Genomic DNA, 17,758 nt, shown 5'->3' on the forward strand with positions numbered 1-17,758 from the left:
ACGCCCCGGCGTATGGTGGATCGCACGAACACACGGGAGTCCGGATCGGCCGGGCTGAGAGTGCGGACAGATTCCGCTGACCGTCGAACCTGATCCGGGTCATTCCGGCGAAGGAAGGTGATTCCCAGCGTGGATTCCCCACCGCAGCGTCCTGCTCGCCGCGCCCTGACGATCGTCGGGGGCGGCGTCATCGGGCTGACATGTGCGCTCACCGCGGCCGACGCCGGGTGGCGGGTTCGCGTCCTCGACGCCGGCGCCGACGAGCGCGCGTCCTGGGTCGCCGGCGGCATGCTCGGCTCACTCGGCGAAGGTCATCCCGGGGAGGACGCATCCCTGGCCCTCTCGGTCGAGTCGGTCCGGCTGTGGCCGGCGCTCGTGAAGCGGCTCGACGACCCGGGCGTCGTCACCGCCACCGACTCGCTGTTCGTCGCGGCCTCGGCCACCGACATCGAGTACCTACGGCATCTCGCCGACTTCGTCTGGGCCGGGCAGCCCGCCACCGATGCCGCGCTGCAGTCGGTGACCGGCCGCGACATCCGGACCCTGGAACCGTCGCTGAGCTCTCGACTGGTCGGTGGCTACCGCGCGGTCGGCGAGTGGTCCGTCGACAACCGGCGGCTGCTCGAGGCGTTGCGCGCCGCCGCGACGTCGGCGGGTGCCGAGTTGGTCTCCGCGCGCGTCGAATCCCTGGCCGATCTCGACGACCTCGGTTCCGACACCCAGATCCTGCTCGCCGCCGGACTGGGCACCGCGGCCCTCTGGCCGGGCGTGGACCTGCATGCGGCGAAGGGGGAGATCCTCCGCCTGCGCCGCACGCGCTGGTCGGTGCCGCCGCCCGGCCACGTCGTCCGGGCACGCCTCCACGCGCGGGCCGTGTACCTGGTGCCGCGCGAGGACGGAGTCGTCGTCGGCGCCACCCAGTACGAGGCCGAGGGGATTGCCGACCGCGCGCCGCAGGCCGGCGGGGTCGCGGATCTGCTCGCCGACGCGATCGAGGTCTTCCCCGGGCTGCGGACCTACGAACTGACCGAAGCGGGGGCCGGTCTGCGGCCGTGCACCGCGGACGGATTGCCCATCGTCACCCGTGTGGACACACGAACGGTCGTGGCAACCGGGCACGGGCGCAACGGGATCGTCCTGGCCCCGGGCACCGCCGCCCGCGTGCTGTCGATTCTCGAAGGAGCAGAGGAATGAGTATCACCGCGAACATCACCGTCAACGGCCAGAGCGTCGACGTCGGCGCCGATACGTCGGTGCGCGACGTCGTCACCGGTCTGGGGTTGCCGGACCGGGGGATCGCGGTCGCGGTGGACGGCGCGGTCGTCCCGCGCGGCCGCTGGGACCGGCACACCATGACCGACGGCGCCGTCGTCGAGATCGTCACGGCGGTGCAGGGTGGCTGACCTCGCCGATCTGAAGCCCGACGCCTCGGGGGCCGAGCAGAAGTCCGGCGACGAGACGATCCCGGATGCGGACCATCTGCGCATCGCCGGTCGCGACTTCTCGTCGCGACTCATCACCGGTACCGGCGGCGCGTCGAATCTCGCGACCCTGGAACGCGCGCTGGTCGCGTCGGGGACCGAGCTGACCACCGTCGCGGTTCGGCGCGTCGACGCGGCCTCGGGCACCGGGGTCTTCGATCTGCTGCGCCGGCTCGACATCGCCGTCCTGCCCAACACCGCCGGCTGTCACACCACCGCCGAGGCGGTCCTGACCGCCCAACTGGCGCGCGAGGCGTTCGAGACCGACTGGGTGAAGCTCGAGGTGGTCGCCGACGAACGCACCTTGATGCCCGACGCCATCGAACTCGTCGACGCCGCGGCCGCGCTGGTCGCCGACGGTTTCGTCGTGCTCGCCTACACCAACGACGATCCGGTCCTGGCCGCGCGACTCGCCGATCTCGGGGTGGCGGCGGTGATGCCCCTCGGGTCGCCGATCGGGACCGGACTCGGAATCCTCAACCCGCACAACATCGAGATCATCGTCGACGACTGCCGCACCCGCTTCGACGACACGCTACCGGTCATTCTCGACGCGGGCATCGGGACGGCGAGCGACGCGGCCCTGGCGATGGAACTCGGTTGCGACGGCGTGCTTCTGGCCACGGCGGTGACCCGGGCGGAGAACCCCGAACTGATGGCGACGGCGATGCGGCACGCGGTGGCCGGGGGCCGACTGGCCGCGCGCGCCGGCCGGATCCCCAAGCGCTTCTGGGCGCACGCGTCCTCGCCCGGGCGCGACCGGGACTGACGCGCGATCCCGCGACAGGCCATCCGAACGACAGACCGGGCTGCTCCGGGTTCGGCGGCTATGGTCGAGGCGTGTTGCAGGTAGCGAATCTGACGAAGGACTTCGGCGGTCAACGCGCGGTCGACGACCTCACCTTCGAGGTGGGGCCGGGACGGGTCACCGGTTTCCTGGGGCCCAACGGTGCGGGCAAGTCGACGACCATGCGGATGATGCTCGGACTCGACCGCCCGACATCGGGCACGGCGACGATCAACGGGCGGCGCTACCGGGACCTCGAGCATCCGCTGCGGCAGGTCGGTGCGCTGCTCGACGCCCGGTGGGTGCATCCCAATCGCAGTGCGCGGTCCCACCTGCGGTGGCTCGCGGCGAGCAACCGGATCCCGGCCGCCCGCGTCGACGAGGTGCTCGAGACGGTCGGGCTCACCTCGGTGGCCAAGAAGCGCGCCGGCGGCTTTTCGCTCGGTATGTCGCAGCGGCTCGGGCTGGCGGGTGCCCTGATCGGCGACCCGCACACGCTGCTGTTCGACGAGCCGGTCAACGGCCTCGACCCGGAGGGCATCGTGTGGATCCGCGGGTTCATGCGCAAGCTCGCCGCGGAGGGGCGGACGGTACTGGTGTCGAGCCATCTGCTCACCGAGATGTCGCTCACCGCAGACCATCTCGTCGTCATCGGGCGGGGCCGGCTGATCGCCGACTGTTCGGTGGCGGAGTTCACCGGGCGGGCCCGGCAGTCGGTGCGGGTGCGCGGCCCGCAGCTCGAACAGTTGCATGCCGCGCTCGCGTCGGCGGGGCTGAATCCCGCGCCGGGTGACCCGGATGCCCACGGGCGCCCGGTGATGCGCGTGCCGGACACCACGACCGATCGGGTCGGCGACCTCGCCGCCGCCGCGGGCATCACCCTGCACGAACTCGCCGCCGAATCGGCGTCACTGGAAGAGGTGTTCATGTCGATGACGGCTCACGCCGTCGACTACACCGCCGTCGACAACCGCGCTGTCCACAACCCCGCCGTCCACAACCCCGCCGTCCACAACCCCGCCGTCCACAACCCCGCCGTCCACAACCCCGACGCCCACAACCGGGCCGTCGGGAACCACGGGGGAGTGAACCGGTGATCGCCGCGATCAACGCCGAACGGATCAAACTCGCCAGCACCCGGTCGCCGTACTGGTGCCTCGGCGTCGTCGTGGTGCTGGGCCTGGGCTTCGCGGTGCTGCTCGGCGCCATCGCCGGCGGTTCCTACGGCCGTCCCGGCGAGACCGACACCCTGACCGACGACTTCCTGCTCGGCGTCAACCAGTTCGGGGTCGCGGTGCTCGCGATCATGGCGATCCTGGGCGTCACCACCGAGTATCGCTTCGGCACGATCCGACCGACGTTCGCGGCGATCCCGCGTCGGCCACAGGTCCTCCTCGCGAAAGCGGTCGTGTTCGGCGGACTCTCGTTCGCGGTGGTGGCCATCGTGTCCGTCGTCGCGGTCGTGGCGGCGCAGGTGCTCGCCGGCGTCGGGGTCTCGCTGACCGGGCCCGAGACCGTCCGGCATCTCTGGGGGACGCCGGTTTTCGCGATGCTGTGCGCGCTGATCGGCCTCGCGGTGGGTGCGCTGGTGCGGCATTCGGCCGGTGCGGTGGCGATCGTGCTCGTCTGGATGCTGGCCCTCGAGCGGATCGTGTCGGTGCTCCCGCGCGTGGGTGAGCACATCGTGTCGTTCCTGCCGTTCCTGAACGGGTGGAACTTCCTCGCCGGCGGGAGCGACACGTTCCACTGGAACGCCTACGGCTCGTTGGCCTACTTCGCGGGCTTCACGATCGTGTTGCTGGCGGCGGCAGTGGCCGTGACCAATGCCCGGGATGCGTAGTTCGCGGATATTCTTTCGCCGATGTCAAATCCGGGATTAGCCGCGTGTCGACAGGGCCATCCGGTCGGACCACATTGGTGCTTCCGGGCGGCCCATTGTAGGGCCCGGCAGACTAAAATTCGCGGTTATGTCCACGAATTGGCCGCTCGTCGAGCGCGATCGGGAGTTCCGCACGATCCAGGCGGCCCTCAGGGGTGAGACGACCGGCTGTGGGGTGGTCCTGACCGGTGACTCCGGCGTGGGCAAGACGACCCTCGCCCGGCACGTCACCGCCGAGTTGCCGACCGGGGTGCGCTGGGTGGCGGGCACCGAGTCCGCCCGCTCGATCCCGCTCGGTGTGTTCGCGCATCTCGTCGGCCCGGCGACGTCGAGCGATCCGGTCACCTATCTTGCGGCGGCCCGTGAATCGCTGCTCGCCGACGGCGATGTCGTGATCGGGGTCGACGACGCCCACCTGCTCGACGAACTGTCGGCGACGCTGCTGCATCAGCTCGCGATCGACCGTGCGGTGCACATCGTCGCGACGGTCCGCAGCGGCGAGACCGTCCCGGACGCGGTGACCTCGCTGTGGAAGGACAATCACCTCACGCGGATCACGTTGTCGCCGTTCACCAAAGAGCAGAGCGTCGACCTCATCGAGTCGGTGCTCGGCGGGCAGCTCGAGGAGCATTCGGCCGATCTCATGTGGGAGGCCTCCGGTGGGAACGCCCTGTTCCTACGGCATCTCGTCGACGGTGCGCGGCAGGCCGACACGCTGCGGCAGGTCAACGGCGTGTGGCAGCTACGCGGACGCGCCGCCATCACCTCGGAGCTGGCATCGCTGCTCGAGGGGCGGATCGAGCAACTCGACGCTCCGGTCCTCGGGGCCCTCAAATACCTCAGTCTGTGCGAACCGCTCGACATCGACGTCCTCGCCGAGCTCGCCGGCGAAGAGGCCGTCGAAGAGGCGGAGATCGCCGGGCTGGTGCGCATCACCCGCGACGGGCGGCGTCTCGACGTCGCCTTCCACCATCCGCTGTTCGGTGAGGTGATCCGGCGCCGCCTGGGTCTCGTGTCGTCGCGGCGGCTGCGCGGCCGGCTCGTCGAGGCGTTGCAGTCACGGCCCACGAACACCCCGGCCGAGCGGATTCGGCTCGCCGATCTCGCGATCGAGAGCGACGTGGAGGTCGACCTCGCGCTGGTACGGACCGCCGCCCGGGATGCCCTGAACCTCGCGCAGACGCCGCTCGGCGAGCGATTCGCGCGGGCGGCGCTCGACGAGGGCGGCGGCCTCGAGGAGGCCGAGCTGCTCGCGCGGGCGGTCATGTGGCAGGGGCATCCGGACGAGGCGCGGGACATCCTGTCCCGCTTCTCGCCCGACGATCTCGACGAGGGTCGACTCGTGCTGTGGGGCAATTCGATCATCGGCAACACGTTCTGGGCTCTGGGCGACGCCGATCGGGCCGACGAGATCCTGCGGTTGCTGACCGAGCGGGTCACCCACCCGCCACTCACGCCGATCGTCACCGGGATCGCCTCGGCGTGCGCACTCTTCGAGAACCGGATCGACGAGGCGATCACGCTGTCCGACACCGTTCTCACCGAATCCAGGGCGCTGCCGTGGGCGGTGGAGTGGGCGGTCTTCGGTGGCAGCCTCGCCCGTGCGGTCGCCGGTCGGGGAGCGGAGGTCGGGGCGCTGGCCGAACATTCGCGCGAGGTCGAGGTGGACGGATTGCTCCGGTTCCCCACCGGCTTCGGCGAGACCCTCGCACTGACCCTCACCGGCCGGCTCGACGACGCGGACGGCGCCGCGGGGCGTTTCGTGTCCGCCGCGCAGACCGCGCAGTACCTGGGCTGGGCGATGTCCGGAATACTGGTCGCCGCAGTCGAACTCGCTCGCGGATCGTGCGCCTCGGTGACCCGGCGGATGGAGCAGACCCTCGCCATCCTCGACAGCGGCCGGTTCTCCGAGTCCTGGAACTTCCCGGCCCACATCTTCCTGGTGCAGGCCCTGAGTGCGCTGGGGCAGGCCGACCGTGCCGCTGCCGCGCTGGCCAAGGCGCGCAAGCGGTCCGGCAAGCATGTCGCCGTCTTCGGGCCCATGCTCGCCATCGCGGCGGCCTGGCAGTCGGCGGCAGCCGGAACCGTCACCCCCGCCGTCGAACTGGCGCACTCCGCGGCCGCATCCGCCCGTGCCGCCGGTCAGTTCGCGGTGGAGGCCGAGGCCCTGCACACCGCCGCCCGATTCGGGGACGGCGGCGTCGCCGACCGGCTCACCGAACTGGCCGAGCGCGTCGACGGTCCGCTCTCGGATCTGTACGCGCGCCACGCCGCGGCGCTCCGCGACGGCGATGCGGTCGAACTCGATCTGTGCTCCGCGGCGTTCGAGGACTCCGGGGTGTGCCTGTCCGCCGCGGACGCGGCCGCGCAGGCCAGTGTCCTGCACGACGCGGCCGGCAGACGGTCGGCGACCGTGGCGTCGGCCGCGGTGGCGAACCGACTCGCGTCGCAGTGCGGTGGCCTGCGGACGCCGGCGCTGATCTCGGCCGCGCAACCGTTGCCGTTGACCTCGCGCGAGCGGGAGATCGCCAACCTCGCGGCGGCGGGCTTGTCCAACAAGGACATCGCGCAGCGACTCACCGTCTCGGTGCGCACCGTCGAAGGACATCTGTTCCGCGCCTACACCAAGTTGGATGTGGGTGACCGTGCCGAGCTTGCTGAGCTACTCCTCAAAGACCAGCGAAAGCCCGGCTGAAAACCACCCGTAGGAAACGGACAGTCGACGACAGGTCGTCGGCGCCGCTCGGGCGGGTGGTTTTCAATGGGGTCTTCGACGGCTCAGTCACCCGGCCGGCTGAGGGCCGCGATCACCTCGTCGTCGTCCACCTGGGTGAAGTCGTCGTAGGACAGGCCGACGGCCCGGAACGGCGTCGGCGTCACGAGGACGACGACCTCACCGACGCCGCGATCCCGCAGTCGCTGAATCGTATCCGACGGCGCGGTCGGCACGGCCACCACCACCCGGGCGGCGCCGGCTGACCGGGCGGAGTCGACCGCGACGGCCATGCTCGACCCGGTGGCGAGACCGTCGTCGACCAGGATGACCGTTCGGCCGGACAGCTCGGCGCGCGGACGACCGCCGCGGTAACGTCGTTCGCGGTCGTCGAGGATACGTCGCTGTCGATCGGCGGCCTCGCCGAACTCGCTGCGGGACACCCCGAATCGACGCGGTATGTCGTCGTTGACCACCAGGTGGTGCGCGGTGAGCGCGCCCATGGCGAACTCCTCGTGGCCGGGCGCCCCGATCTTGCGCACCACCAGCACGTCCATCGCGCACCTGCCTGTCGACGCCGCGATGGCGTCGGCGACCTCGCGGGCGACCGGAACCCCGCCGCGCGCGAGTCCCAGGACAACAGGTTCTGTTGTACCGGCCTCCGGAATGCCGGCGCCGTACCGGACTTCGACGACCCGCGCACCCAGCAACCGACCCGCCTCGCGGCGGTCGGCGAAGATTCGGGCGCGCATGGACAGGCCTCAGACCCGCACTGCGGGACCGACCTTCAGTGCGAAGCTCGGCACGTCGGCGAGACCGACGGTGGCCTCGTAGGTGCGGTCATAACCGGTGCTGCTGATGCGCCAACCGTCCGCGGTGCGGCGGTAGGTGTCGTCGTAGAACGCCGCGCCGATGAGCATGAACGAGAATTCGGCGACGATGACCCGGTCCTGCAGGTACCAGCGTCCCCGAGCGGTGTCCCCGTCGATCTCGATCTCCGGGTGCGCGACCCGGTGTTCGGTGATGACTGCGGGACCGACATTCTCCCGCATGTATCCGACCAGTTCATCTCGATTCGAGAACACCAGGCCCTCACCGTAATTGCCGGTGACATCGTCGGTGAGGGTCGACTCGAACGTCGTCCAGTCCTTGGTGTCGAGGGACCTCAGGTAGCGATACTTGAGGCTCTCGATCGCCCGCAGGTCCTCGAAGCCGCCCCCGGGCGCGCTCATTTCGATCTCGTTCCCGGCAGGATTCCCGCATCGATGACGGCCTTGACGACCGGTCTCGTCCGGGTCAGGAGGTCGTCGGTGCCGGCCCAGATGAACTCTCCGACAGCATCGGTAGTGGCCTCGATGTCGTCGTAGGTCGCCGCACCGGCGGGCGTGAGCCGATGCCCGTCCTCGACACGCTCGACCAGTCCGGCATCGACGAGACGGTCTACGCTTTCCTCCCACTCCTGTTCCGACCATCCCCGGGTCATCAGCACGATGCGCTTGCCCAGGGTGCGGCGCCGAACCGTGGGATCGGGGAGTTGCGACTCGTGGAACACGGCCGCGTCGAAACCGTTCAGGCCGTTGAGCGCGAGGGCGGCGATGTGGTTGTCGCCGCGCCACTCTCGGAGGATGGCGATGGCATGCCACAGGCGAAGGCGCGCGGTGTCCGGTCGAGGGGCTGTCGACCACGCGGCGGCGAGCGGGCGTCCTCCGAGGGGTAGTCGGGCGGCCAGATCGTAGTAGGCGGAGGCGAGTTCGTCGAGGACGGCGTCGTCGATGGAGTCGCCGAGGATCTCTCGCAGCGAGTCGTCGAGCATCTGATTGCGTCGTTCGTGGATCCGGTCGAGTCCGGCGTCGACGGCCGCGGTCCAGCTCTTCGCGATGAGTTCGTGATTGAAGTTGTAGAAGGCGGAGGCGACGACCGAGGGCGCGCACGGACCGAACGGGGCGCCGCGCGCACCGACATAGAAGGAGTATCCGTTCAGCCCGGTGTCCTGCTGCGCGCCTTTCAGTCTCGGGTTGAAGTAGGCCAGGATGTGGAAGGGTTCGAGGGTTTCGTAGGCGAGCCGGGCGGCGGAGCCCGTGCTGGTCGATGTCATCAACCCACCCTCTCCATCCGCGGGGCGGGTGTCAACCACCTGCGACGACGAGAGCGGGACCGTCAGGTGCGCCCGGAGTCGCGGCTGTCGAAGACGGCGTCGTCGCTCGTCCACCGATCGGTTTCCGCGACGTCGGGAGCGGCGTCTGCCGCGGACGCTCCCTGCTCCTCGTCGGACGCGGGTTCTTCGCGGCCACGGCGCCACCCGCCCTTCATGGGCGGCGCCTCGCCGAGGTGATCCGGGTCGACCGAGCCGTACCAGGCGACCAGCACTGCACCGATGACCGCGCCGACGAAACCGAGGATGGCCAGCCAGCCGAGTCCGGGTTTGGCCGTGTCATCGAGGAAGACGACCCCGACCAGGCTCGGGCCGGCCGTCTCGCCGACCACGAGCACCGCGGTCACCCCGTTCACCGCGCCGAGTTGCAGGGCGACGGTCTGGACGTAGAAGCCCACCGCACCCGCGGCGGCGATGGTCCAGGCGGCCGGATCGGTCAGCAGCGCCACGGGGTCGAACGGCTGGATTCCGTCGAGGATGCGCACGGCGATGGCGATGATGCCGAACAGCAGACCCGCCGATGCGCCGCCGACGATGGCGCCCGCCGGACCGAGGTTGTAGACGCCCACCAGAGCAAGAGCGCACAGGGCGAGCGTCGCGACGAACAGACCCCAGTGGAATCCGACCTCTTCCCCGCCGCCGGTGTGATGGGACGACGCCACGCCGAGCAGGCAGAGCGACATCACGACCAGCCAGATGGCGACCCATTCCCGCGTGTGCAGCGCGATGTTCAGGATGATCGTGCCGAGCAGGGCGGTGATGACCAGGTTGGCCGACACGATGGTCTGCGAGAGGAACAGCGGTAGGAACCGAGCAGCCAGGGCACCACCCGCGAAGCCGAGCACGACCAGCGTCGTGCCGAGGATGAAGGCCGGATCGACCAGCGTCGACATCGTGGACGAGAGGGTCGGTGCGCCGTTCTCGGTGGTGATGCCCTCACCCTCGTCAGCAGCGGCTTCGGCCACGCGGCGGGCGCCGAGCGCGCGCAGGACCGTGGACATCCCATAGGCGACTGCGGCGAGGCACGCGGCGATGACGCCGATGACGAACAGCTGCATGCCTCCTCCAACTCGGCCCGGATGAGCCTCGACAGGCTCGGACCGACGACCACCCCGACTGCGTACGCACGCGATCGGCTCGGGCCGCACCAGCGCTGTCCGCAACTGCTGCTCCGCAACCGGAAGCGAAGCACACGGACCGGCCGATCGTGGCAAAACTAACAGGGTGAACCGACAGGACGGTATCGAATATTCCCGACGCGACCGGTTTTTTTCGCAGTCCGTCCGGCGTCCGTGCTCGGGGTCCGTCGGCACTACACTCGCTCGGGTGAACAGCGCCGGACAAACCCATGTACTGATCACATTCGGCAGATCGTTCCTCACCCTGGAACTCGCGCGGCTGATGGCCGCGGCGGGTCACCGGGTGAGCATCGTCGACTCCATCCCGGTCGGGATCGGCCGATTCTCCAACGCGGTGAGCGACTTTCACCGCGTGCCCCCGCCGAAGTTCGAGCCGCTCGCATATTGCCTCGCCCTCGCCCGGATCGTGGCCGACAACGACGTCGACATGGTGATCCCGGTGCACGAGGAGACCGACATCATCGCGATGCTCGCCGAGGTGTTCCCGCCCGAATGTCGGCTGTTCCTCTCCGATTTCACCACCGAGAACCGCCTGCACAACAAGTACGACTTCCAGGAACTGCTCGTCGAACTCGGAATCCCGACGCGCAAGTTCGCGCGGGTGTCCGGACCCGAGGACGTCGGATCGCTCGATTTCACCAAGCCGTTCGCGCTCAAACACTGCTATTCGCGGGGCTCGCAGAAGGTTCACAAGGTGACTCCGGGCGATCCGCTCACCTGGCTCGAACACGATGAGCAGAACCCGTGGATCGCACAGGAATGGGCCTCGGGGAACAACTTCTGCACGTATTCGGTCTGCCACGAGGGTCGCGTCCACGCCCACGCCACCTACCCGGTGGACTACGCCATCGACGGCAGTTCGTGCCTCAACTTCCGGTCCGTGGATCATCCGCGGATCGCCGGGTGGGTCAGCGATTTCGTTCGCCGGGTGAACTTCACCGGCCAGATCGGGTTCGACTTCATCGAGGACCGGAACGGTGGCGGCGACCTGTTCTGCATCGAGTGCAATCCGCGCGCCACGAGCGGGATCATGATGTTCACGCCCGAGGACGGCGTCGATCGCGCGTTCCTCGGGACCTGGGATCCCGACGACGGACCGATCACGCCCGGGTCGGGCGTGGACAAGATGATCGGGCTGGGCATGCTGCTCTACGGGTGGCGTCCGTCGTCGCGCAAGGACCGGACCCTGCGCGACTTCGTCCGCGACTTCCGCGCCGCGTCCGATGTCGTCAGCAGTCCGTGCGACCAGAAGCCCGCGCTGATGCTCCCGTTCGCCTATGCCGGGATTCTGCGCAGTTGCCTCAAGTACCGGGTCGGGCTCGCGGAGGGTTTCATGCACGATCACGAGTGGGACGGCCTCCGCATCAGCCTGTGACACCCGTCGTGGATTCGGCACTTCGGGATGGGGACGGCACCGACGTCAAGGCGTAGAATCCCCAGTCACCATCACCTGCGTGTTGACCCCATGCGCAGGGTTGTCCGGGGGGACTCGAGCTCGAGGGGAGCTGCTCGTGTACATGTCCAGCATTCTGCGTCGCACGTCTGTAGGGGTCGCCGCTGTCGGCGCCGCCTGCGCGATCGGTCTGGCCACCGCGCCGGCCGCCTCCGCCGCGCCGGCGATCCAGCCGGTCGAGGCGGCGGGGTCGGTGGCGTCGATCTGCTTCAACATCCCGATCGGGCCGGCCTCGGTCAGCATCTGCCTCTGATCTGATCCGCGGCATCCGAAGTCGGATGGCGCCGACGTGACCGGGTGACCAATTTGCGCCCGGTCGGGTGCGATCCCCGGCCCGATGGCGCTCGCGCACGTACGATTCCCCGATGACGTCGACAACGGCCGAGGTCGAGGCGGGGACGGCTCCCAAGCGGGCGAAGGCGATCCTGGTCGCGCTGATCCTGGTCGCCGGGGTGGCCAACATCAATCTCGCGGTGGCGAATGTCGCGCTACCCGACATCGGCAAGGCGCTCGACGCGAGTTCGACGCAGTTGAATCTGGTCGCGGTCGGTTACTCGCTGGGCCTGGCGGCGTCGGTGCTCTACTTCGGCGCGCTGGGAGATCGGCACGGGCGCAAGCGGATGCTGGTCATCGGCATGTGCCTGTCGATCCCGGCGTCGCTCGTCGCCGGTTTCGCGCCCAACGTCGAGGTCCTGTTCGGTGCTCGTCTGGTGGGCGGCATCGCCGCGGGCCTGGCCTTCCCGACCACCCTCGCGGTGATCACCGCACTGTGGTCGGGGCCGAAACGGGTCCGGGCGATCGCCGCGTGGTCGGCGTTCGGCGGTGCGATCTCGGCGCTGGGACCGGTCCTGTCCGGGGCGCTCCTCGAGATCCTGGCCTGGCACTCGGTGTTCCTGGTGACCCTGCCGCTTGCCGTCGTCGCGCTGATCGCGGCGTGGCGGTTGGTGCCCGACGACAACGGCGATCAGGCGGCGGTCGTCGACAACCTGGGCGGCGTCGTGTCCATCGTGATGGTGGGCTCGCTGGTGCTGGCGATCAACTTCGCCCCGAACTCCGATCAGCGACTGCAGGTTTACATCCTGGCCGCGATCGCGCTGCTGGCAGGGGCGGGTTTCGTCTGGCGGCAGCTGCGTGTGCGGGTGCCGCTCTTCGACCTGCGGATCGCGGCCCGACGCACCTTCTGGGTCGCGGCGGTCGGTGGGCTGATCGTGTTCGGCACGCTCATGGGCGCGATGTTCATCGGCCAGCAGTACATGCAGAACGTGCTCGGCTATTCGACGCTGGCGGCCGGCGCCACGATCCTCCCGGCGGCGGCCGCCATGATCATCGTGGCCCCGCGCTCGGCCAAACTCGTGCAGAGCATGGGGTCGCGGTTCACGTTGCTGTCCGGTTATGCCTTCATCGTCGTCGGCCTGGTGCTCGCGATGCTCACTTGGGATGAGGACGCCCACTTCTGGCATGTCGGCCTCGTCTACGTCCTCGTCGGGGTGGGCGTCGGTCTCGCCGGCACCCCGGCGTCGCAGTCGCTGACCGGTTCGGTGCCGGTGCAGCGCGCGGGCATGGCGTCGAGCATGTCCGATCTGCAACGCGACCTCGGTGGCGCGATCCTGCAGTCCACCCTCGGCGCGATCCTCACCGCGGGTTACGCGAATCAATTGCGGGACACCATCTCCGGTTCGCCGCAGGCCGATCAGGTCACCGAACAGACCGAAGCCGCCCTGGCGAAGTCGTTCTCGAGTGCCGAGGTCCTGGCCGAACGCTATCCGCAGTACGCCGATCAGATCATCGCCGCGGCCCGCGACGCGTTCGTACAGGGCGACAAGAACGCCTACGGCGCGGCGGCCGCCATCGTGGTGGTGGGTGCTGCGGTGGTGTTCTTCTTCTACCCCAAACACGAGGCGGAGCGAACGGCGATGGCGGAGTACGCGGAACAGCGCAGCCTGTGAGTCGCTGACTCAACCAGCACTGCCCGGTGGCGGTGAGTCGAACGCCGCCAACAACATTCGTGCCGCCATCGCGATGAGCGAGGTCCGGTCGGCGTCGCGGGGTCGTTGCAGGGCGATGCGCAGGCACAGACTCGCGGTCGCACCCATGGTGAGGAACACCAGTTCGTCGATCGCCCGATCGTCGAGGTCGGGCCTCATCCGCGACGGGAGGATCCGCGCCAGCGGCAGGAGCGGTCCCTCGACCTCGGCCCAGGCGTCGCCGAAGCCGTGTTCCCCGATCTCGAGCGAGGCGCGGAGGACCGGCGCATGTGACTCGAATGACGACACTAGGGTCTCGACCACCGTGACCATCGCGGTGTCCGGTTGCTGATCCATCGCCCGGCCGATCCCGCTCGCGAGGGTGGCGGTGATGTCGTGAACGGCGGCGAGGCGCAGTTCTTCGACGATCGCGTCCATGTCGGCGAAATAGCGGTACACCGTCCCGATGCTGACGTGCGCGTTGTCGGCGAGTTCGGCGGTGGTGGGCCGTCGGCCGGGACGACGCTCCAGGAGTGTGAGCGCCGACGTGAGGAGGCGCTGCCTCATCTCACGACTGCGCTGCTGCTTGGGTGCCTTGCGCCGTTGCGATGCGGTGGTTTTGGGAGTCGTCGACGGTGCCATCAAAAGTGAATAGTAAGTGAGGAATGCTCGTGTTCTCATGGATCCATGGAACGGAGCGCACCCGCCGACCTCGTGAACACCGACCTCGCCGTGCAGCGGTTCGGGACGGCCGGCCGTGACTGGCTCGATCAGATGTGGATCGCCGACCCGCTCGCCGACGCCGTGGCCGCCGACCGGCAACCGGGCGGCCCGACCACGACAGTGCTGCGGGCGGCGCTGAAGAACGGCATCGACTCGGTCGACGACGCCACCGACTCGTTGCGCGCGCTGTTCGGGTTCCTCGATGACGAGCCCGACTGGGTCGATCATGATCGGATGAATCGCGCGGCCGACGCGCTGGTCGTCAACACCGCACCGCTGGGCATCGTGCTCGGCGCGGCATCGCTGGTCCGCGGGGCGGGAAACACGATCGCGGGCAAGCCACTCGCGGTCACCGGGCGTTACGTGTCCCAGCCGGCGGTGCGGTCGGTGGAGGTCGGTGAATGGCTGGGGCAGGTCCTGACGCCCGGCGGGATGCGCCGTGGCGGCGACGGTTTCGCGTACACGGTGCGGGTCCGGATGATCCACGCACATGTCCGGTCCATGCTGCTCGCGCGCGGAGACTGGGACGAGACCGCGTGGGGCGTGCCGATTCCGCAGCCGTACATGGCGTTCACCATCGCCGAGTTCGGGCACATCGCGATCGACGCGATGCACAAGCTGGGGGTGCGGTTCACCGACCGCGAGCTCGACGACATCTATCACCTGTGGCGGTACGTGGGGCATGTGGTCGGGATGAGCCCCGAGCTCAACCCGGTTTGCGAGGCCGACCACGTCCGGATCGAAGAGCTCTATCGGCTGACCTCGCCTGGGCCGGGTCCCGACGACCGGGACTTCGTGGTCGCGTTGACCGACGACTATCTGGTGCCCGAACTGGCCGCGGTGTTCCCGGGGCCGCAGGCCCTGCGACGCCGGCTGGCCACGAAGACCATGCACGGACTGCAGCGGGTGTTCATCGGTGACGCCGACGCCGACGCGCTCGGAATCCCCGACGGCCGGTTCAAACATCTGCTGAGACGGGTCGGACCGGTTCTTGCGGTGGCGGATTCGGCGCAGCGGGTCGGTGGCGCCCGGCGGGCACGAGCACGCGTCGAGAAATCCTACCGCGCACGGGATGTCGCCATGGCGCGGATGCGGGAGGACTACCGCGTCACCCACGACCTCGTCGACGCGGCGCCCGGCCCGCAGGCCGCCGCTCAGCCGTCGAATCGGCTCGCGGCCGTGACGTCCTCGGTCAAGCAGTAACTGACCGACAGCGGCTGTGTGAAGGCCCATTTCGTCTCGTCCTCGGTGCAGGTGAGGGAGTCCGCACCGCGGCTGACGGTCTTGGCGAGGATGGTGCTGTCTGCGGGGGAGGCGTCGCACGCGACCTCGCGGTAGTCGGCGAGTTTGCCGCCGCCGATCGGGATCTGGTAACAGGTGTCGACGGCGAAGTTGGGTGTGAGGCAGAGCTTCTGGTCGCCTTCGCCGAAGGTGAGCGCGGAGGTGTTGGGGGTGCCGCATTCCGCCGACGTGTTGACTTTGTCGGCCGCGTAGAAGGTGAGCCCCTCGGTTCCTTCGCACTCGGCCTTGGTCGCCTCGACCTTGCCTTCGCCGGCTTCGGCACCGATCTGCAGGCACTCGCCCACGTCGATGTCGGAGGCCTCTTCGATCGACTGCGTGCCGACGCTGACGCTGCAGGCCGCCAGCGCGGCGAAGCCCACGCAGGCCGCGATGACCGTGGCATGCCGGCCCAGCTGCCACAGAGGCTTGTCCACGGACGGCACGTCGCCGCCGGACTCGGCAATCCGATCGTCGGAGGGGTGCGAATAGCTGGCGGTGCTGCGCGACATCGTCGTTCCTATCGTCTGGAGTGGGCGCGTGCCCGGTCTCGGCGGCTCATCGTGGTGTTCGGGTGATGAACGACAGGATGTCGCCGGGCGCTTGGTGCGAACTTGGGGTCGACTTGTCCGGCCCTTGAGAGGCGCGTCCAAGTCGGGAGCGTGTAGCGGCGGCGAGAGGAGAGCCGATGTCAGGTCCGTCCGGCGATGTCGTCCGCGTGGTGCTGCCGCATCAGTTGTTCGAGTCGCACCTCGACGCGGACCCCGGCACCCGCTTCGTCCTCGTCGAACACGATCTGATGTTCCGGCAGTACCGGTTCCACGTGCAGAAACTCGTCCTGCACCGGGCGAGTATGCGCAGGTTCGCGGACCGGCTGCGGGACCGGGGTTTCGAGGTCGACGTGCTCGAGACCGACGCGGAGGAGTCCAGTCACGACCAGCTCGTGGAGTACCTGTCCGGCCGGCACCCGGCGTCGGTTCACCTGTACGACGTCGTCGACGACTGGCTGACGGGCGACTTGCTGGCGGCCTTCCAACACGCCGGGTGCCCACTGGCGGCCGACGACATCGCCGAGAGTCCGAACTTCCTCACCACCCGTGCGCAGATCCACGAGTTCTTCGCCGGCAAGCGGCCGCGGATGCAGCAGTTCTACACCTGGCAGCGACGACGGCTCGGCATCCTCGTCGACGACGATGGCAAACCGGCGGGCGGTCGGTGGAGCTTCGACACCGAGAACCGGAAGAAACTGCCGAAGAACCGTGAGGTCCCGCAACCGACACCGCCGGCGCGACATCCCGAGGTCGACGCCGCGATCGCCTGGGTGGCCGACGAGTTTCCCGACAACCCGGGCGACGCCGACGGTTTCGCCTGGCCCACCGCCCACGACGAGGCGCGGGCCATGCTCGAGCAGTTCCTGGCTGACCGGTTCGCGGAGTTCGGACCCTACGAGGACGCGATCAGCACCGAGCACCCGTTCGTCTTCCATTCATTGCTGACGCCCGCACTCAACACCGGGCTCCTGAGCCCACGAACGGTGCTGAGAAGGGCGCTGGAGGCCGGTGGACGTAACCGCGTCCCACTGGCCAGCGTCGAAGGGTTCGTGCGGCAGCTGATCGGCTGGCGCGAATACATGCGGGCGTCGTACGAGACCCGCGGGCGTGCCCTCCGGAGCCGAAATCATCTTGGCCACGAGCGCAAGCTGTCCGACGGGTGGTGGACCGCCGAGACCGGACTCGAGCCGGTCGATCTCGTGATCCGGCGAATCCTCGCCAACGGGTATGCCCACCACATCGAGAGACTGATGGTCCTGGGCAACGCGATGTGCCTGCTCCGCATCGACCCGGAGCAGATCTACGAGTGGTTCATGGAGATGTTCGTCGACGCCTACGACTGGGTGATGGTCCCCAACGTGTACGCGATGAGTCAGTTCGCGGCCGGTGAGGCGATCACCACCAAGCCCTACGTCTCGGGCAGCAACTATCTGAAGAAGATGTCGGACATACCGCCCGGCGACTGGACCGCCGACTGGGACGGGCTGTACTGGACGTTCGTTCGCGACCACCGGGACGTCTTCGAGGCCAATGCGCGGTCGAACTTCCTCGCCCGGGCCTACGACCGGTTGCCCGCGGCGACGAAGGCGGGCCACAGCCGGCGTGCCGGCCGCTGGCTGGGGTGACCGCCCCAATCCA

The 17,758-nt window shown here is 69.0% G+C and carries 17 protein-coding genes and 1 riboswitch; of the genes, 11 read left to right on the forward strand and 6 right to left on the reverse strand.

Annotated features, from left to right (window positions below):
- Nucleotides 1–22 precede the first annotated feature (22 nt).
- Nucleotides 23–134, forward strand: a riboswitch (TPP riboswitch).
- The 6 genes from thiO to ACFVHY_RS07370 all read left to right on the forward strand — a co-directional run bounded on the left by thiO (nt 130) and on the right by ACFVHY_RS07370 (nt 6,842).
- Nucleotides 130–1,194, forward strand: coding sequence for a glycine oxidase ThiO (gene thiO, locus ACFVHY_RS07345; RefSeq protein WP_390270208.1), 1,065 nt, complete (start codon nt 130–132; stop codon nt 1,192–1,194). Its footprint overlaps the riboswitch before it by 5 nt.
- Nucleotides 1,191–1,403 (forward strand): sulfur carrier protein ThiS, encoded by a 213-nt coding sequence (gene thiS, locus ACFVHY_RS07350; RefSeq protein ID WP_390270211.1) that lies wholly within the window; start codon nt 1,191–1,193, stop codon nt 1,401–1,403. The genes thiO and thiS overlap by 4 nt, the downstream gene beginning before the upstream one ends.
- A gap of 58 nt (nt 1,404–1,461) precedes the next feature.
- Complete coding sequence (locus tag ACFVHY_RS07355; protein ID WP_390270394.1) at nt 1,462–2,250, forward strand: thiazole synthase; 789 nt, start codon at nt 1,462–1,464, stop codon at nt 2,248–2,250.
- 71 nt (nt 2,251–2,321) lie between these two features.
- Nucleotides 2,322–3,365, forward strand: a complete 1,044-nt coding sequence (locus tag ACFVHY_RS07360; protein ID WP_390270214.1) for an ABC transporter ATP-binding protein — start codon at nt 2,322–2,324, stop codon at nt 3,363–3,365.
- Complete coding sequence (locus ACFVHY_RS07365; RefSeq protein WP_390270217.1) at nt 3,362–4,108, forward strand: ABC transporter permease; 747 nt, start codon at nt 3,362–3,364, stop codon at nt 4,106–4,108. Before ACFVHY_RS07360 ends, ACFVHY_RS07365 begins: the two co-directional genes overlap by 4 nt.
- Nucleotides 4,109–4,235: 127 nt before the next feature.
- On the forward strand, nt 4,236–6,842 hold the full coding sequence (locus ACFVHY_RS07370; RefSeq protein WP_390270220.1) for a LuxR C-terminal-related transcriptional regulator: 2,607 nt from the start codon (nt 4,236–4,238) through the stop codon (nt 6,840–6,842).
- Between the two features lie 83 nt (nt 6,843–6,925).
- Here the strand turns inward: ACFVHY_RS07370 and ACFVHY_RS07375 are convergent, their stop codons facing one another.
- From ACFVHY_RS07375 to ACFVHY_RS07390, 4 genes are all read right to left on the reverse strand, one after another.
- The gene (locus ACFVHY_RS07375) at nt 6,926–7,612 is read right to left on the reverse strand and encodes a phosphoribosyltransferase (RefSeq protein WP_390270223.1); all 687 of its coding nucleotides are present in this window, start codon (nt 7,610–7,612) and stop codon (nt 6,926–6,928) included.
- Between the two features lie 9 nt (nt 7,613–7,621).
- On the reverse strand, nt 7,622–8,092 hold the full coding sequence (locus ACFVHY_RS07380; protein ID WP_390270226.1) for a nuclear transport factor 2 family protein: 471 nt from the start codon (nt 8,090–8,092) through the stop codon (nt 7,622–7,624).
- A complete protein-coding gene (locus ACFVHY_RS07385; RefSeq protein ID WP_390270229.1) occupies nt 8,089–8,955 on the reverse strand; it encodes a hypothetical protein in 867 nt (288 codons plus the stop codon). Before ACFVHY_RS07385 ends, ACFVHY_RS07380 begins: the two co-directional genes overlap by 4 nt.
- Before the next feature lie 62 nt (nt 8,956–9,017).
- Nucleotides 9,018–10,070, reverse strand: a complete 1,053-nt coding sequence (locus ACFVHY_RS07390; protein ID WP_390270232.1) for an EamA/RhaT family transporter — start codon at nt 10,068–10,070, stop codon at nt 9,018–9,020.
- A gap of 268 nt (nt 10,071–10,338) precedes the next feature.
- Between ACFVHY_RS07390 and ACFVHY_RS07395 the strand changes: the two genes are divergently transcribed.
- From ACFVHY_RS07395 to ACFVHY_RS07405, 3 genes are all read left to right on the forward strand, one after another.
- Nucleotides 10,339–11,526: a carboxylate--amine ligase gene (locus ACFVHY_RS07395; protein ID WP_390270235.1), complete on the forward strand. Its 1,188-nt coding sequence runs from the start codon at nt 10,339–10,341 to the stop codon at nt 11,524–11,526.
- A 142-nt stretch (nt 11,527–11,668) separates the two neighbouring features.
- On the forward strand, nt 11,669–11,857 hold the full coding sequence (locus ACFVHY_RS07400; RefSeq protein WP_390270238.1) for a hypothetical protein: 189 nt from the start codon (nt 11,669–11,671) through the stop codon (nt 11,855–11,857).
- A 112-nt stretch (nt 11,858–11,969) separates the two neighbouring features.
- Nucleotides 11,970–13,550 (forward strand): MFS transporter, encoded by a 1,581-nt coding sequence (locus ACFVHY_RS07405; RefSeq protein WP_390270241.1) that lies wholly within the window; start codon nt 11,970–11,972, stop codon nt 13,548–13,550.
- 9 nt (nt 13,551–13,559) lie between these two features.
- On the opposite strand, the gene ACFVHY_RS07410 is transcribed toward ACFVHY_RS07405, so the two are convergent.
- Nucleotides 13,560–14,135 carry a TetR/AcrR family transcriptional regulator gene (locus ACFVHY_RS07410; RefSeq protein WP_390270397.1) on the reverse strand — a complete coding sequence of 192 codons (576 nt, stop codon included), beginning with the start codon at nt 14,133–14,135 and terminating at the stop codon, nt 13,560–13,562.
- 120 nt (nt 14,136–14,255) lie between these two features.
- Between ACFVHY_RS07410 and ACFVHY_RS07415 the strand changes: the two genes are divergently transcribed.
- Nucleotides 14,256–15,494, forward strand: a complete 1,239-nt coding sequence (locus ACFVHY_RS07415; RefSeq protein ID WP_390270244.1) for an oxygenase MpaB family protein — start codon at nt 14,256–14,258, stop codon at nt 15,492–15,494.
- On the opposite strand, the gene ACFVHY_RS07420 is transcribed toward ACFVHY_RS07415, so the two are convergent.
- Nucleotides 15,446–16,081, reverse strand: coding sequence for a pyridine nucleotide-disulfide oxidoreductase (locus ACFVHY_RS07420; protein ID WP_390270247.1), 636 nt, complete (start codon nt 16,079–16,081; stop codon nt 15,446–15,448). The genes ACFVHY_RS07415 and ACFVHY_RS07420 overlap by 49 nt on opposite strands.
- Before the next feature lie 176 nt (nt 16,082–16,257).
- Here ACFVHY_RS07420 and ACFVHY_RS07425 point away from each other — a divergent pair, with 176 nt between their 5' ends.
- A complete protein-coding gene (locus ACFVHY_RS07425; protein WP_390270250.1) occupies nt 16,258–17,745 on the forward strand; it encodes a cryptochrome/photolyase family protein in 1,488 nt (495 codons plus the stop codon).
- Nucleotides 17,746–17,758 lie beyond the last annotated feature (13 nt).

The sequence above is a fragment of the Gordonia sp. NPDC127522 genome, assembly GCF_042672305.1.
GTDB classification, from domain to species: Bacteria; Actinomycetota; Actinomycetes; order Mycobacteriales; family Mycobacteriaceae; genus Gordonia; species Gordonia hongkongensis.

Excerpts from the sequence above, each read along its gene's own strand:
- ACFVHY_RS07375 (WP_390270223.1), bottom strand. The coding sequence starts at position 7,612 with ATGCGCGCCCGAATCTTCGCCGACCGCCGCGAGGCGGGTCGGTTGCTG.
- ACFVHY_RS07420 (WP_390270247.1), bottom strand. The coding sequence starts at position 16,081 with ATGTCGCGCAGCACCGCCAGCTATTCGCACCCCTCCGACGATCGGATT.
- ACFVHY_RS07370 (WP_390270220.1), top strand. The coding sequence starts at position 4,236 with ATGTCCACGAATTGGCCGCTCGTCGAGCGCGATCGGGAGTTCCGCACG.
- ACFVHY_RS07425 (WP_390270250.1), top strand. The coding sequence starts at position 16,258 with ATGTCAGGTCCGTCCGGCGATGTCGTCCGCGTGGTGCTGCCGCATCAG.
- ACFVHY_RS07380 (WP_390270226.1), bottom strand. The coding sequence starts at position 8,092 with ATGAGCGCGCCCGGGGGCGGCTTCGAGGACCTGCGGGCGATCGAGAGC.
- ACFVHY_RS07410 (WP_390270397.1), bottom strand. The coding sequence starts at position 14,135 with ATGAGGCAGCGCCTCCTCACGTCGGCGCTCACACTCCTGGAGCGTCGT.
- ACFVHY_RS07405 (WP_390270241.1), top strand. The coding sequence starts at position 11,970 with ATGACGTCGACAACGGCCGAGGTCGAGGCGGGGACGGCTCCCAAGCGG.
- ACFVHY_RS07390 (WP_390270232.1), bottom strand. The coding sequence starts at position 10,070 with ATGCAGCTGTTCGTCATCGGCGTCATCGCCGCGTGCCTCGCCGCAGTC.
- thiS (WP_390270211.1), top strand. The coding sequence starts at position 1,191 with ATGAGTATCACCGCGAACATCACCGTCAACGGCCAGAGCGTCGACGTC.
- ACFVHY_RS07400 (WP_390270238.1), top strand. The coding sequence starts at position 11,669 with ATGTCCAGCATTCTGCGTCGCACGTCTGTAGGGGTCGCCGCTGTCGGC.
- ACFVHY_RS07415 (WP_390270244.1), top strand. The coding sequence starts at position 14,256 with ATGGAACGGAGCGCACCCGCCGACCTCGTGAACACCGACCTCGCCGTG.
- ACFVHY_RS07385 (WP_390270229.1), bottom strand. The coding sequence starts at position 8,955 with ATGACATCGACCAGCACGGGCTCCGCCGCCCGGCTCGCCTACGAAACC.